Annotated in this window: 11 protein-coding genes; 5 read left to right on the top strand and 6 right to left on the bottom strand. The window is 63.6% G+C overall.

Translation table 11 applies throughout. From position 1 onward, the window contains the following. Positions 1–8 precede the first annotated feature (8 nt). Entirely contained in the window at positions 9–602 is a 594-nt protein-coding gene (locus AB4136_RS10425) for an ImmA/IrrE family metallo-endopeptidase (RefSeq protein WP_137900442.1), read from the top strand. Between the two features lie 219 nt (positions 603–821). Beyond that, positions 822–2,270, top strand: coding sequence for an aromatic amino acid lyase (locus tag AB4136_RS10420; protein WP_137900441.1), 1,449 nt, complete (start codon positions 822–824; stop codon positions 2,268–2,270). Between the two features lie 43 nt (positions 2,271–2,313). Here the strand turns inward: AB4136_RS10420 and AB4136_RS10415 are convergent, their stop codons facing one another. Beyond that, positions 2,314–2,823: a hypothetical protein gene (locus AB4136_RS10415; protein WP_161773075.1), complete on the bottom strand. Its 510-nt coding sequence runs from the start codon at positions 2,821–2,823 to the stop codon at positions 2,314–2,316. 247 nt (positions 2,824–3,070) lie between these two features. On the opposite strand from AB4136_RS10415, the gene AB4136_RS10410 reads away from it, so the two are divergent. Next, entirely contained in the window at positions 3,071–3,313 is a 243-nt protein-coding gene (locus AB4136_RS10410; RefSeq protein ID WP_024926620.1) for a hypothetical protein, read from the top strand. A gap of 153 nt (positions 3,314–3,466) precedes the next feature. Next, positions 3,467–3,739, top strand: a complete 273-nt coding sequence (locus tag AB4136_RS10405; RefSeq protein WP_024926621.1) for a hypothetical protein — start codon at positions 3,467–3,469, stop codon at positions 3,737–3,739. Positions 3,740–5,006: 1,267 nt separating this feature from the next. On the opposite strand, the gene yghU is transcribed toward AB4136_RS10405, so the two are convergent. The 5 genes from yghU to bcsN all read right to left on the bottom strand — a co-directional run bounded on the left by yghU (position 5,007) and on the right by bcsN (position 13,727). After that, positions 5,007–5,882, bottom strand: coding sequence for a glutathione-dependent disulfide-bond oxidoreductase (gene yghU, locus AB4136_RS10400; RefSeq protein WP_024923716.1), 876 nt, complete (start codon positions 5,880–5,882; stop codon positions 5,007–5,009). Between the two features lie 171 nt (positions 5,883–6,053). Next, positions 6,054–8,189: a hypothetical protein gene (locus AB4136_RS10395; protein ID WP_065998101.1), complete on the bottom strand. Its 2,136-nt coding sequence runs from the start codon at positions 8,187–8,189 to the stop codon at positions 6,054–6,056. Then, positions 8,186–10,498 carry a cellulose biosynthesis cyclic di-GMP-binding regulatory protein BcsB gene (locus tag AB4136_RS10390; RefSeq protein WP_024923717.1) on the bottom strand — a complete coding sequence of 771 codons (2,313 nt, stop codon included), beginning with the start codon at positions 10,496–10,498 and terminating at the stop codon, positions 8,186–8,188. The genes AB4136_RS10395 and AB4136_RS10390 overlap by 4 nt, the downstream gene beginning before the upstream one ends. Beyond that, the gene (bcsA, locus tag AB4136_RS10385; RefSeq protein WP_065998103.1) at positions 10,495–12,693 is read right to left on the bottom strand and encodes a UDP-forming cellulose synthase catalytic subunit; all 2,199 of its coding nucleotides are present in this window, start codon (positions 12,691–12,693) and stop codon (positions 10,495–10,497) included. Before bcsA ends, AB4136_RS10390 begins: the two co-directional genes overlap by 4 nt. Positions 12,694–12,872: 179 nt before the next feature. Beyond that, positions 12,873–13,727 carry a cellulose biosynthesis protein BcsN gene (gene bcsN / locus AB4136_RS10380; protein ID WP_161773074.1) on the bottom strand — a complete coding sequence of 285 codons (855 nt, stop codon included), beginning with the start codon at positions 13,725–13,727 and terminating at the stop codon, positions 12,873–12,875. Between the two features lie 431 nt (positions 13,728–14,158). Between bcsN and AB4136_RS10375 the strand changes: the two genes are divergently transcribed. Beyond that, positions 14,159–15,070 (top strand): alpha/beta hydrolase family protein, encoded by a 912-nt coding sequence (locus AB4136_RS10375; protein ID WP_024923720.1) that lies wholly within the window; start codon positions 14,159–14,161, stop codon positions 15,068–15,070. Positions 15,071–15,092 lie beyond the last annotated feature (22 nt).

Below are 15,092 nucleotides of genomic sequence, written 5' to 3'. Positions count from 1 at the left end.
AGGAAATTATGAGGTCCATCGACCGCTCAAATCCTGAAAAACAAAATGAACTTGATATCGCTCTACGGGCTGTGCGGTTTAGAGAGCATCTTGGTATCGCTGAAACCCTCTACGTTGACATTGTCGAGATTCTCGAATTTCGAGTGAGGGAATTTATACCAGAATTCAAATTGATGGTCAGAAGGGATATTGAACTCGATAAGACCGCAATAACAACCGAGAATCCTCCCCGAATATATGTTCGGGAAACCATTTATGACGCAGCATGCGAAGGCGATAGTGAGTCCCGGCGCATACTGGCGCACGAGCTCGGCCATCTGCTGCTACATCATAAAATAGATGGCCCAAAACATAAAAGCTTGGAGTCCTACCAGCCAGAATTTAGCGGGATGACCTCACTAGATAGTTCTGAAGACCAAGCAGATATTTATGCTCGGAATCTTCTGGTGCCTCCTTTTTTAGCATTTCAATACAGACACGACACCTCTAGCCTTTCCCGGATTACTGGCGCACCGCTTCGAATTGCGAACGCCGCCGCCACAATCTCCCGTCGGCAGGAAATGTTAAGAGTGCGGCAGCCGGTACATCGAGACAAACGATGATACCGTTCAGCGACAACTGACAGCTCGAGATTAGTTCTTGCGCCGCGATTAGAATCTTTGACCGCCTACCCACCGCCGCCCTTCGCCCGCGCTGATGTTCCCTGTCTCGCATAGCCAAACAACCACCGTGGCGCCTAGCAAAACAACCGCTCGACACCCTTGACGCCGCGCCCACCGCACTTCTTCCATCACTGCGTCAAGCACACCGGGGAAGCAGCGATGACGGTCACCATCACCTCTAGGAACGACATCAATCTCGACACCGTGCAACGTGTCGCCTGGCAGAACGAGCCGGTGACGCTGAGCGCCGCCGCCCTTGCCGAGATCGCCCGCTGCCGCGCCGCCTTCCTCAGCCTCATCGACACCGACCCGTCGCTCGTCATCTATGGCGTGACCACCGCAATGGGCGAGTTGGCCCACACCCGGCTTTCGATCGAGGAACGCGAGCGCCACGCCCGCATAAAAGCCTTCGCCGCCGCGACATCCTTCGGCGATCCTTTCCCCGAGCGCGTCGTGCGGGCGATGGTGCTGGCGCGGCTGGCGAATTTCGTCGAGGGCCACGCGGCCACCACGCCGCGCATCGCGCTTGCCGTGGCCGAAATGCTCGATGGCCGGCCGATGCCCAGCGTCGCCTCGTCCGGCCAGGGCGGGGCCGGCGAAATCCTCGCGCTCTACCCCCTGTTCGCAGCACTCACCGCAAGCCTCGACCTGGAAGTCAAGGAACGCGGCTCGCTGATCAACGGCTCGCCCTGCGCGGCGGCGCTCGTTGCCGACGCGGCACTTGCCGCCCGGCGGCGCCTGCGGCGCGCCGAGCAGGTTTTCGCGCTTTCCATCGAGGCGTTCCGGGCGCCGCTCGAACATTATGACGCCGCCCTCGAAACGCTGTGGGGCGACGAGCATGAGGCGGCGGCGCTCAGCGGCCTGCGCCATCTGCTCGAAGGCGGCGCCGGCGAGCGGCGCAACTACCAGGCGCCGGTCTCCTTCCGCATCGTGCCCCGGGTGCTCGGACAGGCGCACCGCGCCTTGGCGGCGGCCGAGCGCGCCGCGACGATCTCGCTGCGCTCGGCCTCCGACAATCCGATCTTCATTCCGCCGGACGAGACGCATGTCCACGGCCGTTGCATCAGCACCGGCGGCTACCACAACGCCATGGCCGCACCCGCCATGGACGATCTCGCGGCGATCTGGGCGGATCTCTGCCTGCTCTGCGACCGCCATGGATCGAAGCTGCTCAACGGCGCGGTCTCCCATTTGCCTAATCTGTTGATGGTCGACCGGCACCCGAGCGACAGCGACGGGCATGGCGCACTCGGCTATGTGCCGATGGCCTCGACGGGCTATCTCGAACAGGCGAAGCTCGCGGCCCAGACCACCTTCATCCCCGGCACGGAATCGGCGGGTTCGGGCCAGGACGATGTCGCGACCACGGCCTTCATCGCCTGGGCGAAGGAGGAAAAGGCCGGCCGCTGCCTCGACGCCTGCATGGCGGCGCTGTCAGTCGTCGCCTCGCAGGCCTTCCACGCCACCCGGCGCAACGCCCCGCCCCGGCTCGCCCCCTTCATCGACGAAATACGCTCCATCGTGCCGCCGGTGAACGAGGACAGGGTGCTCGGCCCGGAGCTGGAGCGGCTTTCGCGACACTTCACCTCGGAGACGTTCAAAGCCTAGGCGAAGAAGTCAAAGCGAGGGCGGATATAGGCTACAGAACCGCCTACTGTTTGAAAACACTGGGCACGCGAATGTAAGAATTCTGTTGTGAGTACTCTGTTTTCGGAACTCCCACTCCCAACGTCACAGCACCCGGTATGAGTTTTCCTTTTGGTCCGAATTGGTATTCTATCGCAGAACAAAGGTGGGCAAGATCAAAGTATGAAAACTGACGCAACGAAGATTCAGCTTCAAACGCAGCAGAATTACCTTCATTGACAGTAATATTTGACCAATTCGACAAATATTCTTTCAATAGCTTTTTGTTGAAGGTTGATCCTTTGCACCACGCACCTTCCATGCGCGCCAGCAGCGAATTCCGAAAGGCCGTTGATGGCGCGTCTTTCAGGTCGGCAGTGTATTTTTTCAGCGGGTAGTTTAGTGCGGGATCATTGACCATCGACTTCCGCCAAAACCTTGGAATCTCATCAGCGCTCGCAACGCTGGCGATTGCAGCCAAGGCAAGCACAACTGCCGCCAGACCAGCTTTCCGTTTCAAACAGCGATGAGACATAGAATACCCTCTTGCTGTGACCATCGCACACCCGACCAGAGCTAACAACGGCTGCTGCGCGCATTAGCCTCGTGGGGCATTTTCACAGGAAAACCCTGCGAATGACTTCGACGCAGCGACCTTAGCGACACACTCGCTTACGCCTGGCCGCCCGGCCCCTCCTCCGCCGGGCGTTGACCATCCTTCAGCCGTTTCCCGGCTTTGGCAGGCTACGATACCCGCCATCCTTGTCATCGGGTTCTCGTCCATGGTCTCCTCGATCTCCTCCACCCCTCCCCGCCCGCCGCTCTCGGCATCGCCGTCGGGGCAACAGACCGAAGCCGCGCTCAGGCGGCAGATTGCGGCAAAGGAAGCCGAAATCCAGGCCACCACCAACAAGGCCCAGGCCGCCCGGCTGGCCGAAGAAGTGGCCGCCCTGAAAACAAGACTGGAAATTTTGCAGCAGAAGAAGGAAACGGCACGGACCGGCGGCGGCCCCGCCCAACGCTGACCGTCGCGGGACCCGGTCCAGCGATCATTTGCGGACGCCGGGCGTCTGTAGCCGGCCACGTATCGCCGGTTCTGTGCAAGCCGATCCTTACGCGCTAAACTGCCGGCAACCCTGGGGGCAATACCCGGGTGAAGCACAGTCGGGCACCAGATCATGCGGGCTCCGCTCATCGTCATGCTTCTATTGCTGGCCGGTTGCGACGACCGCCCGGGCGAATGGTCGGCGATCGTCTATCCAAACCGCGCCGACCGCACGAAATTCGACGTCACGCCGCGCTTCAAGACCGCCGAATACTGCAAGGAAGCAGCGATCGAACGCATGAACACGCTTAAGCTAAACGGCAGCGGCGACTACGAATGCGGCTATAAATGCGACACCTCCGGCGATCCCCACAAAATGAACCGCTGCGTGGAAACCCGCAAATAATGGGCGGGTGAGCCGAGACGGCCAATCGGGGCGGAAGCGGAAAAGCCCGGCGAGGCCGGTTCCCAAGAGTTGGTTAGGCTCTGGCGTGACGCCAGTCGACAGGTTCTTCATGTCCGATCGTTCTGGGCGGCAGCTGACATTTGGCTCCGAACCGTGGGCGACACCGTCAACGTTCCGGCATGGATTCCCGACACGCTCCAGTCGCTTCGCTCCTTCACGCGGTTGGGAATGACGAGAGGCGTGGATGGTCTCGCCAATTGTCCGTGCCCGGCTTTGCATCAGGGGCGCTGCGAACGACAGCGATCCCTAAAACCGTTGGTGTGAACAACGGCGGTCATCGAAACCGACGCGAACGACAACTACTCTCAAAACCGTTGGCGATTGACGAAAGCGCTCAAGGACATTCGTCATTCCCGACCGCGTGAGCGAGGAACGAGCGGAGCGTGTCGGGAATCCATGCCGGAACGCTGACGCGCCCGCGCGGTGCAGGATGTGGATTGGATGCGTGGAGGAAGGCGTAGGTCGAAAGAAAGAACCTTGTCCGTTCAATCCCTTGCCGCAAACCACGCGAAAAATCGTTCGCGGATTTATCCACGCCCTCGCGACACACGCCACAATCGGCCCGTCGCCCTCACGGGAACCTGGTGCGCACCGGGTATCAGGGAGGGCGCCGGTGCCGGACTGGCAGCGCTACGGTGGCGCTGTCTGGTGACGAGCCCTAAGTCCGGGCCCTGGAAAAACCCGGCCGCCGCGAATGGCGGCTTTGAGGCCCGAAGTCTGCCGTCGCGAATGACGGCGAGGTCGGTCCGGGGCAAGAACACTGGCGGGGCGCCCGGAAGGCGCCACGTACTATTTGCTAAGAGGCACCGACCCGGCGCCCCGCTTCCCACCTCCCGCAAGGGAGCATTTCTTGGCAAAGGCCAGGGCGGATTTCCGCAGCGTGGCGATGAAGAAGTGTATCAACGCGTCATCGCGTCGACGCGACTGCGCCACCGCCGTCATTCCGGCTGAGCGCAGCGAGAGCCGGAACCCATTGGCCGCCCGTCGTCGGGCACGGCTCGGTCCTCGTCCTGGACCGCCCAGCAGCCGAACCGACGCCGCATATTTCACAGCTGTCCGTGCGAACTCAGGACCCGGCCGTGCTGCTCAATGGGTTCCGGGTCGGCGCTCGGCTTCGCCTCGCTGGCCCGGAATGACGAACGCGTGGGAGATGCCGCCTCGTCACATCCCTCTGACAGCCAGTAACAGGCTAAAGGGCGGCAAGCCCCTACCCGACGGTCTCCAGCTTGTCCTGCGTCCTCGTCTCGAAATCGCTGGCATCGTGGCGTTCGCGCAGCTGGCCGGCCGGATCGCCCGAGACGCGGTTGACCATGCGCCCGCGCTTGACCGCGGCCCGAGCATAAATCTGGTCGGCCCAGCGCAGCACGTTTTTGTATTCGTGCACCGACAGGAACTCGGCCGCACCGTAGTTCCAGCCCTTCACCATGCCGCCATACCAGGGCCAGATCGCCATGTCGGCGATGGTGTATTCGGAACCGGCGACATAGTCGCTCTCGGCCAGCCTGCGGTCGAGCACGTCGAGCTGGCGCTTGGTCTCCATCGCGTAGCGATCGATGGCGTATTCGATCTTTTCCGGCGCATAGGCATAGAAATGGCCGAAGCCGCCGCCGAGGAACGGCGTCGAGCCCATCTGCCAGAACAGCCAGGACAGAGCTTCGGCGCGCGCCGGCTGTGCTGTGGGCAGGAAGGCGCCGAATTTTTCGGCCAGATACATCAGGATCGCGCCGGATTCGAACACACGCACCGGCTTGTCGCCGCTCCGGTCCATCAGCGCCGGGATCTTGGAGTTCGGATTGACGTCGACGAAGCCGGAGCCGAACTGGTCGCCCTCGTTGATGCGGATCAGCCAGGCGTCGTATTCGGCGCCCTTGTGGCCGAGCGCCAGCAACTCCTCCAGCATGATGGTGACCTTCTGGCCGTTAGGCGTGCCCAGCGAATAAAGCTGCAGCGGGTGCTTGCCGACCGGCAGGTCCTTGTCGTGAGTGGCGCCGGCGATCGGCCGGTTTATGGAAGCGAAGGCGCCGCCATTGGCCTTGTCCCAGGTCCAGACTTTCGGCGGCGTGTATTGCGGGGTGTCGGTCATATTGGGCTCCAGAGGCGCGGTTGGCACGAGGATAGGCGATCGTCCCTTGATGACATAGGTCGCCAATACCGTGGCCGCCAATCTTCTTGGCGGCGATCGTTGGTCCAGCGCGGCAATATCTGCTAGGCGTCGCACGGCTCTCGCCAGGAAATCGGAGCCGCCTCCCGGTTGCTAATTCGGATTGCGGGCGCGAGCGAGATCGCCGAGCGCCTTCAAGGCGTCGCGGTCGCCGGTGGCGGCGGCGGCACGAAAAACCTGCTCGGCATCGGAGAAGCGGCGCAGCTTGAGATAGGCATAGCCGCGCAGGATCATCAGGTTGATGCGCTCGGGCGCGATGCGGGCCCGTTCCTCCAGCGTCATCAGGGTCTCGCGATAGCGGCCGTGCTCGAAGGCGGCGAGCGCCTGCTGTTCCAGAAGCGCGGTGCGGATTTCGGTGGCGCGGCCGCCGCTCAGCGGGGCTTTCGTCGATGCCACCGCCGCCCGGTCGGCAAGGCCGGCGCGCAGATAGGCCAGGCTTTGACCATAGGCCGCGTCGCTGCGGGTGCGGCCGCTGCCGCGCAGGGCGACCTCGAAGGCGGCGGCGGCCTCGAGCGGCCGGTTGATCTCCATCAGGCACCAGCCGCGCGACAGGGCCTGTTCGGGCGCCATGCCGGTGGGGTCCTGCGTTGCCTGGCAATTGCGCGGCTGCGCCGCAGCACGACGCGGCCGAGCCCGGCGTTCGGGCGCGGCCTCCTGCGTCGGCGATACGGCGACCGGCGCCCTCGCCTGCGGCTCGACCCGGGGCTGGGTTGGCGCCAGGGGCGGCAGAGGTGCCGTTGGCGTGCCGTTGCGCGGTTTCGCCTCGGGTTCGCCCACCCGGGCGATCCGTTCCGAACGGCCGGCCCAGGCCCTTTGCATCTCGCGCACGCCGGCCTTGTCGCCGAGCTTCCAGCGCATCAGGGCAAGCCCATAGGCATTGGGCTCGTCGTCGGGTTTCCAGCCGAGTGCCAGCGCAAACCATTGGCCCGCTGTCTGGAACTGGTTCAAAGCGTCGGCATACCAGCCGAACTGCTGCGCCGACACGGGATCCTTCGCGGCCACCACAGCGCGCGACATGCGGTCCAGCACTTCCGGCGTCGGCTGCGGCGGTGGATTGGCGGCAAGCAGATTGGCGACGGCGGCCAGATAGACTTTTTTCGTGTCGTCGCTGCTGTCGCGCCACTGGAACAGGACCGTTTCGGCCTCGGCGGCGCGGTTGGTGTCGACCAGGCTGAGCGCCAGGCCTTGTGCGGTCTCGGCGGAGCTTTCCTTCAGATAGGCCCTGCGGAACCAGGTTTCGGCGCCCTGCGGATTGTCGCGGCGCAAATGGTACCAGCCAAGCAGAAGGTTGTCGGAGACCAGGTTCTGGTCGTTCGCCAGCTTTTCGACGAGGGCCAGGTCTTCCGGCAGGACGGTGAGTTTCGGATCCTTGCCGGCATCGGCCAGGCTTTGGCGGGCGATGTCGGCGCGCACCGGTTCGAACTCGCCCTTGCCGTCGGGCGCCTTGCGCTCCAGCGCAAGCAGCAGGGCAATGTCCGAGCGCGGCAGCAGCGGCAAAGCCTTCTGCACGCTACCCAGCCGCTCCTCGGGCTTGTCGCAATTTCTCAGCACATAGAGATAGGCGTCGGTGGCGCGATCCTTGCGGTCGGTGCGGGCGAAGGCCTCCGCCACCCGCCACAAAACATCGACGTCGCCGCAGGTCAAAAGGCCTGTATTAGCGGCGCCGAGCCGCACCACCTCGTCATAGTTCTTCAGGTCAGCGGCCTTGACGAGCTGTTCTCGCGCCTCGGCGAGTTTCAGCCGATCGACGAGATCAGGCGGCGGCGTCCAGCCGGGCTCGGCCAGCTGCCGCGCGGCGATGGCTTTTTCGAGTTCGGCGAGCTTGCCGTCGGAATAAAGCTTCCACATCGCATCGAGCTGGGGATCGCCGACGGGTGCTGCCGCGAGCGGGTTCTGCGGCGGCACCCAATTGGGGTAAAGCGCCTTCAGCCTGGCGATCTCGGCTTCCAGGCGCTTGGTGTCGCCCCTGGCGGCAAAGTAGCGAAGCGCCGTCTCGTCGACCTTCGGCTGGGCGGTCGGGCGGGCCGACAGGGGCGTGGCGGTGCCGCCATCAGCCTGCGCCAAAATCGTATGCACGTCGGCGATCGTTGCCGTCATGTCGCCGCCGGCCAGGTTCTGTGCGCCCATGCCTGTACCGCCGCGCACGAACTGCTCAAGCCGGTCCGCATTAGCGACCGCGAGGGCGCCAAGCACAACCAGGCCAGCGGGAATGAGGATGCGCGCCCTCATGGTCGCCTGCCCAGGGAAGCGAGCAGACCTGCGGTGGCGAGGCCAAGCAGGATGGACAGCACAGCAAGCGCCACCGAATAGGCAAGCGCATTGGCCGACAGCCAGTTCGCCACGATCAGCCGGTAATTCGAAATGGAGAATGGCTGCGTCTGCACGAACCCGAACCTGACCACTGGCTCGGTCGTCACCTTGTGGCTCAAGACATCCAATGCGGCGATACGGCCGCTGAGCTGCCGCCACTGTGTTTGCTGAGCCAGCGCGTCGACGCCCTCCTGCAACAAGTCGGCGTTCGGCGCGGTGGCAACGGTCCAGGTGCCGAAGCCGTCCGGGCTGGCCTGCTGGGCAAGCAGCAAGCTGGTGCCGCCCGGAGGCGAGAACGGCCGGTCAGAGCGTGGGATCAGCCGCAACGAACTGAAGGAAAAATTGAACGTCCGGTTCAGCCAATCCTCGAACATGCTGACCTGACCGCGCCATCCGCTGCCGCGCAGCCTCTGGCGCCATTCGTCGAAGGTGGCATCGGTGTTGGTGCCGGCCGGGCTCGTGGCTTCGCCCCAGGTCAGCGCCACATCACCGGCGATGCCCAATTGAGCAAGCACCGTCGCTGGGATTTGCGAGACCGCACCGACAAAGATCGCATCGCGATCCGTGGTCGCTCCGCTTGCCGTTGCCGCCTTGACGGGTATCGGCCGGCCGGCGGCCACCGACATTCTGGCAAGCAGGGAGGCGGCGGCCGACAAGGCCTTGGGCTCGCTGTTGTCGACGATGAGCGGTACCGGCTCGCCTGCCCTGCCATAGGGAAATCCGTTGCCGCTGACGGCGCTGAGATTAGGCGTCCGGCCGATGCGGGCAAAGGCCGGCACCACCAGCTCGGAACTGTCGAACAGCACGAAACGGCTGCTGCCGGAGCCGGTGGCACCGGGCGCGCACACAGCATCCGACTTTGTCTGCAGCACCGCCTCGATCGCAATCGAATTGTCGCCCGGCCGGAAATGGCGCATCGTCACATTGATCGGCAGGTGCCGCAGGATCTCGCCGCCCGTCGAGGTGATCGGCATGGTGGCGGCGATGTTGCCGTTCACATAGACATCAATGTGGCTGCCGGGAAGCACGTCCTGCGAATAGGCAGCATCGAGCAGCAGCGTCACATGGCCGTAGGAATCGGCGTAGAAATCAGCCGGCATGCCGATCATGAAATCCGTCCTGAACCGGCGGCCGCTGAACTCCTGCGTGGCGACGCCCAGTTCGGAAAATGTCTTGAGCCCGGCCTCGAAAAAAAGCGGTACGTCTGGCATGTGCCATGTCTGCGTGGCGAGGCTCGTTCGCTGGCTGGTCGCAGGCCGGTCCAGAACCTTGGCGATGTCCTCGACCGCCGAGCCGACAGCCTGCCAGTTGGGCCCGGTGACCACGAGGGTGGACGGGCCGCCATTGGGATCGTCGACCATCGCCGAGACCGGAGCGGTCGTCGCGCCTGGCGGCAATGCCGGCAGGTATTGCTGGATGTCGGCTGCCGGGCCAACGACCGCCACTGCCTGGCCGGCGCGCGCTGGCGCATCGGGCTTCTCGCGCAGTGCGAAGGTCTGGTTCGGCATGTTGGACAATGTGGCCAGCACTTCGGCCAACCGGACGACGGGAACCGTGGCCGGGGTTTGTGTCATTGACGGCGCCACCAACAGAAAACTGGTCCCGCCTTTTTCGTCGACCCCGACGGCGCGGATGTCCTCGACGCTTTTCCAGCGGCCGGCAGCCTGGTCCTGAAAGGTCAGAAAGGTCTTGGCCGGATCAAATCGTGTCCACAATTCATAGGTGGATGCGACCGTGCAGTCGGTGCGGTGGCGCTGCTGCGCTTCGACGACGATCTCGTTCAGGCCCTGGTGAAGCAGGTTGGCGGGGATGTCGACGCCAAGCTCGGCCGTGCCATTGGACGATTTGATCTGTGTATCGACCAGCTTGTTGCCATTGATCGACAGTACCAGATGCGAAATCTCGGGCGCCACGACAACCGCGTTCTGGTAGCCGATGCGAAGCCCTGCCGGCGAGGCAGCCTCCTGCTGGGTGAGGTAGATGGCCCAAGAGCGGCGCGCCGTCTCACCCGACAGTACGAATTCAGGAAACGGCAGAAGGTAGCGCCGCTGCCTGTCGGCAACGGTGGGAAGCGGTTGCGGGTTGGTGCCCTGCGACGGCTGTGTCTGGGGTTGGCCACTGGCCGCCGGACGGCCGAGCTCGGGCGTCATGTCGAAGGGTATCGATTGCGCGCCTGCGGCCACTGTCGACAACAGCACTGCGAGGCCAGCGTAGAGCCGTGCTCTCATGGCCGCCGCTCCGCGGCCTTGGCGACGGGCGTGTCATGCTCCGATCGGCCGCGAATATCGCGCAGGAGATAAACGACGCCGCGATAGGTCTGGTAGAGCGCCAGCCGCAGGAACCAGAAGGTGCCGCGCAACAGGCCGGGATTGCCCCGGCGCGACAGTTGGAATTCCTCCCACTGCTTGGAATTGGCGAAGATCAGATCCGCGACCAGCTTGTGATGCGCCGCCTCTTGCGGGCGATAGCGGCAGCCGATGGCGATGCCGTCGGCGGTGCGTTCGAAATTGCGGATGGCGACAGGCAGGACGCCGTCGGTGTCGGTCGCAAAGGTGCGGAAACGCAAGGCCGCTTCGGCACCCTGCGCGATCTCCTCCAGTTCGGCGCCCGAGACCACGACCCTGGCCCCGTTGGCGGAGACGTTTTCGATCGTTCCCTTCAGCCACCGTCCATTGAGGTTGAAGTCGCAGCGGCGGCTCACCTTCACGCGTCGTGTCGCGGCGCGCTCACCGCGCTCGGAGACCACGCCCAGCGCGCATCCCGCCATGATCAGATTGAGCAGGTTCCAGCCGCCGACGACCAGGGTGACGTCGGCTTTGTAGGGCTCGGCATAGACCTTGTAGATGGTCATGGCGACGCCGAGCAGCAGAACGCCAAAGATGACGAAGAACGGCCTGCCGATTTCGGAAAGCCGGCTCGTGGCGATGGATTCGTCCTTGGCCGTGACCTTGAAGGTGGGCTTGCGCGGATTGGCGATCACCGAAACCACCGCCGGAAGCAGGTGGATAGTCTGAACATATTCGTAGAGTTCCGAAATCCACGGCCAGCGGAACGCCCCGTAGAGGTAGTTCTGCATCATCAGGTTCACGATCATGTAGGCGAGCGTGTAGGCCATGAACTCGCCGCCCGAGGCCGTGAATATCTGCAGGTCGAAGAACAGATAGAAGAGCGGGGCGAACAGGAAGATCGACCGCGCGAAGGGAAACAGCCAGAACAGCGTCGACGACATGTAGCAGAGGCGCTGCGGGAACGTCAGACCACGCTTGAGCGGCGGGAACCGGAACCGCAGGATCTGCATCATGCCTTGCGCCCAGCGGCTGCGCTGGCCGATGAAGGATGCGAACGTGGCGGGCTGGAGCCCGGCAATCAGCGGTCGGTCGACATAGACGCTGTTCCAGCCTCTTGAGTGAAGTTCGACTGCAGTCTCGCAATCCTCGGTGATCGAAACACCGCTGAAGCCGTCGGTTTCCAAGAGCGCCGAGCGCCGAAGCACGGCCGCCGAGCCGCAGAAGAACGAGGCGTTCCACTTGTCCAGTCCGCGCTGGATGACGCCGTAGAACATCTCGTTCTCGGAAGGCATCTTCTCGAAGGTGCGCAGATTGCGCTCGATCGGATCGGGATTGAGGAAGAAATGCGGCGTCTGGACCAGGAACAGGCGTGGATCCTCGTCGAAATAGCCGACCGTCTCCTTGAGGAAGTCGCGAGCCGGTGCGTGGTCGGCGTCGAAAACCGCGATCAACTCGCCCTTCGAATGGTCGAGGCCGTTGTTCATATTGCCGGCCTTGGCGTGTTCGTTGCGATCGCGGGTCAGATAGCGGGCGCCAAGATCGGCGGCGAGCTTCTGCAGTTCGACATGCCGCCTCGCGGCGTTGTCCGCCTCGGTCAGCCGTTCGGAATTGCGCTTCTGCAGCGTGCCGCCGTCGTCGAGCAGCCAGACGGTGAAACGGTCGGCGGGATAGTCCATGCCCATCGCCGCGGCCACCGTATTGGCGAGCAGCGCCGGCTCCTCATTGTAGGTCGGGATGAAGACGTCGACCGTCGGCAACCTGCCGTCGAACTTCGCCCGCGACGGTCGCGAGGGCAGCGGCTGCGCCACCACGAAAAGGCTGATCGCCAGCATCAGCACGCTGTACATTTCGGCGAGGTAGAGCAGGAAGCCGGGGATGAAGTTTTCGGGCTGATTGATCGGCGGCAAGGTGCTGGTGGAGCGCCAGTAGACATAGCGCATGACGACAGCCGTACCGAAAGCCAGCGCGATCAGCCGCCACATGCCGTCCGGTCGCACCAATTTCAGGATCATCATCGCGAGAACAACGGACAATCCCGCGACCAGCTGGGTCTCAAGGCTGATCGGCAGCGTCACAAGACCCAGCACCGCAACGGAGGCTACGGCCCATTGCAGCACTATGATCAGTTTGCGCATCAAATCCGTCTTTCCACCATCTGGAACCTCGTCCCCGCCATCCCGACGGGACGTTCTGGACTTGCCTCGCAGCGCTCCGTGTTCCGCTGAACCTCCCGCTTCAGCATCAAAGACGAATGGGAGGCCTAGTCTCCTCCATGACCACGGATATGGTTAATGATTCCTTTCCATCAGCCTGCCTATCGGCAGTTCGTTGTTGTCGGATCGCATGGCGGCGGCGGCACGATGACTGCCGCCCTCGGCGACGGTACAACGACCTGTTTGCCTGTCGTCGTCTGCGGGATTTCCGCCCCAGGCGCGCCCGAAACCGGCGGTGGCGGCACGACGGGGCCAACCGGCTGTGGCAGCGCCTGCTGGGTCCTCGCAGGGCTGCCCCGCGCTGACGACCTTACTGGTGCGGCGACCGGCGCGGGACGCACATCCGGCACGGCCGGGCCACCGGCCGCCGCCGGATAAATCGGCGCACCGGACTTGCCGAGTAACGGATCCGGCGGATTCGCATCGCCATAGGGATTCCAGCCGCTCGACTGGAAATAGGACGAGATCGTAAAATCATACATCGTCTGCAGCAGACGATGTTCCGGCAAGGACTGGTCGCAAAGCCGCAATCTGATCTGGACCGACCCCTTGTTGCCGATCAGGGTTTGCGTCGAGCCGGTGGAGGTCAGCCGCTGCCAGGCATAGATGCAGGTATCGCCGGCCGTGGATCGCCCGACCGCGTAGCCGAACGGGCCATATCGGTTCTGGACGTAATATGGCGAGCGCGCCATGCGTATGCCGGGGAAAAGCTGCCGCAACTCCGTGCTTATGTTGCTCGGCGGCAGGAAGCCGTCGCGCAGTCGGGTCTGCCCCGTGGTTTTCGTGTCCACCGGCCCGAACAGCTGAACGCGCAACATGTTCTGGCCGGATGTGTGCGCGGAGGTGGCGAGCGCGATTTCCTGCTGGATGGCGTTGGCATAGCGCCGTTCCAGCACGGCGGTGATCGCCGGTCCGCCCGGGCCCGGGTAGGCAAACGCCTTTTCCGCCGACATCATCTGCGTGTCCGTCGACGACGCGATCTGTGGCTGGGCACAGCCGGCCAATAGCAGCGCAACCATCCCGCCAGTTGCAGCCAACATGGCGGAGCGTGGCAGCAGCGGTCGCAACTTTGCTGAAGGCAGCCTGCGTTTGAACAAGGTACGCATGCAGCGAAACTAAGAGATTCGCTCGATCTCGCGAAGTGCGAAGGCCGCCGCTTACGAATTTAGGCACATATTGATGCGGGGCAAACGGTAACGACCCCGCAACGCCAGTTCCGCCCTGCCTTTGAAAGAGAAAATTCGCCCGTGCGAGTTCGCTCTGCGCATAGGTCGTTCGCTACCGCCCAAGACGAAACCGAACTTCGCCTCCTAGACAGGGAGCGAAGCGATGGGGAGACGACGCAGCGAGGACAGTCGCCATCGTTTCAAAGCGAACGGGGGCATGTTTGGAGCAGACCGAAGTGTTGGGCGTGCGACGCGTCGCCACCAGCCATTTTCAGAAATGGCAATTGGAGGAGATCAGCTTCCAGGCCAAGGATGGCCGCGCCCTGGCAGGACGCCTGCATCTGCCCGGCACCGAGCCGCGTTTCGCGGTGGTGCTGCATGGCGGCATCGGCTTTCCGGCGAGTTTCTACGCGGATTTCGCGCTTTGGCTTGCGCGGACCCATGACGTGGCCGTGCTGACCTATGATTATCGCGACTTCGGCCGTTCGGGCAGCGGCAGCCTTTCCCGCTCGGCGACATGTCTCAGCCATTGGGCGATCGACGATCAATCCGGCGCGCTGACCTACCTCGCCGGTCGTTTCCCGTCGGTGCCGCTGCGCGTCATCGGCCATTCGCTCGGCGGCCAGTGGCTGGCCTTCCATGACGATATCGCCAAGGTCGACCGTGTCGTGGCCGTCGCCTCCGGGCCGACCCATTGGCGCGACCACCCGCAATCGTCGTTCGCGCGCATCCTGGCGTTCTGGTGGCTGCTTGGTCCGCTCGCGGTAACGCTCTTCGGCTATCTGCCAGGGCGTCGCCTGGGTTTCGGGGCCGACATTCCGGGCGGCGTCTATTGGGAATGGCGCCATCTTTGCCGGCAACGCGATTATCACCGTGCGTTCTGGGGCACGGAATATCCCGTCCCCGGCCTCGATCGAGCAAAGTTCAAACTGGCCATGGTCGCCGTTGAGGACGATCCATTGGTGTCCCCGGCGATCGCCGGAAAACTGGCAAGCTATTATCCGGCGGCGAAGGCTGGCCTGACCTTGTTGCGGCCCATCCAGCTGGCGCTCGCTTCGATCGGCCATGCCGGGGCGTTCACCAGAAAACGCAAGGCATGCTGGCCCTGGCTTGTCGCGCCGCTGCTGGACTGAATAGGGAATGAGCGAGGGCGCA

The organism is Mesorhizobium sp. 2RAF21, from assembly GCF_052115345.1.
GTDB classification, from domain to species: Bacteria; Pseudomonadota; Alphaproteobacteria; order Rhizobiales; family Rhizobiaceae; genus Mesorhizobium; species Mesorhizobium terrae.
The sequence above is the reverse complement of the archived record's forward strand: the minus strand, read 5'-3'. Positions and strand labels throughout refer to the sequence as shown.

Excerpts from the sequence above, each read along its gene's own strand:
- AB4136_RS10405 (WP_024926621.1), top strand. The coding sequence starts at position 3,467 with ATGCGGGCTCCGCTCATCGTCATGCTTCTATTGCTGGCCGGTTGCGAC.
- AB4136_RS10420 (WP_137900441.1), top strand. The coding sequence starts at position 822 with ATGACGGTCACCATCACCTCTAGGAACGACATCAATCTCGACACCGTG.
- AB4136_RS10425 (WP_137900442.1), top strand. The coding sequence starts at position 9 with ATGAGGTCCATCGACCGCTCAAATCCTGAAAAACAAAATGAACTTGAT.
- yghU (WP_024923716.1), bottom strand. The coding sequence starts at position 5,882 with ATGACCGACACCCCGCAATACACGCCGCCGAAAGTCTGGACCTGGGAC.
- bcsN (WP_161773074.1), bottom strand. The coding sequence starts at position 13,727 with ATGATGTCGGCGGAAAAGGCGTTTGCCTACCCGGGCCCGGGCGGACCG.
- AB4136_RS10415 (WP_161773075.1), bottom strand. The coding sequence starts at position 2,823 with ATGTCTCATCGCTGTTTGAAACGGAAAGCTGGTCTGGCGGCAGTTGTG.
- AB4136_RS10395 (WP_065998101.1), bottom strand. The coding sequence starts at position 8,189 with ATGAGGGCGCGCATCCTCATTCCCGCTGGCCTGGTTGTGCTTGGCGCC.
- AB4136_RS10390 (WP_024923717.1), bottom strand. The coding sequence starts at position 10,498 with ATGAGAGCACGGCTCTACGCTGGCCTCGCAGTGCTGTTGTCGACAGTG.
- AB4136_RS10410 (WP_024926620.1), top strand. The coding sequence starts at position 3,071 with ATGGTCTCCTCGATCTCCTCCACCCCTCCCCGCCCGCCGCTCTCGGCA.
- bcsA (WP_065998103.1), bottom strand. The coding sequence starts at position 12,693 with ATGCGCAAACTGATCATAGTGCTGCAATGGGCCGTAGCCTCCGTTGCG.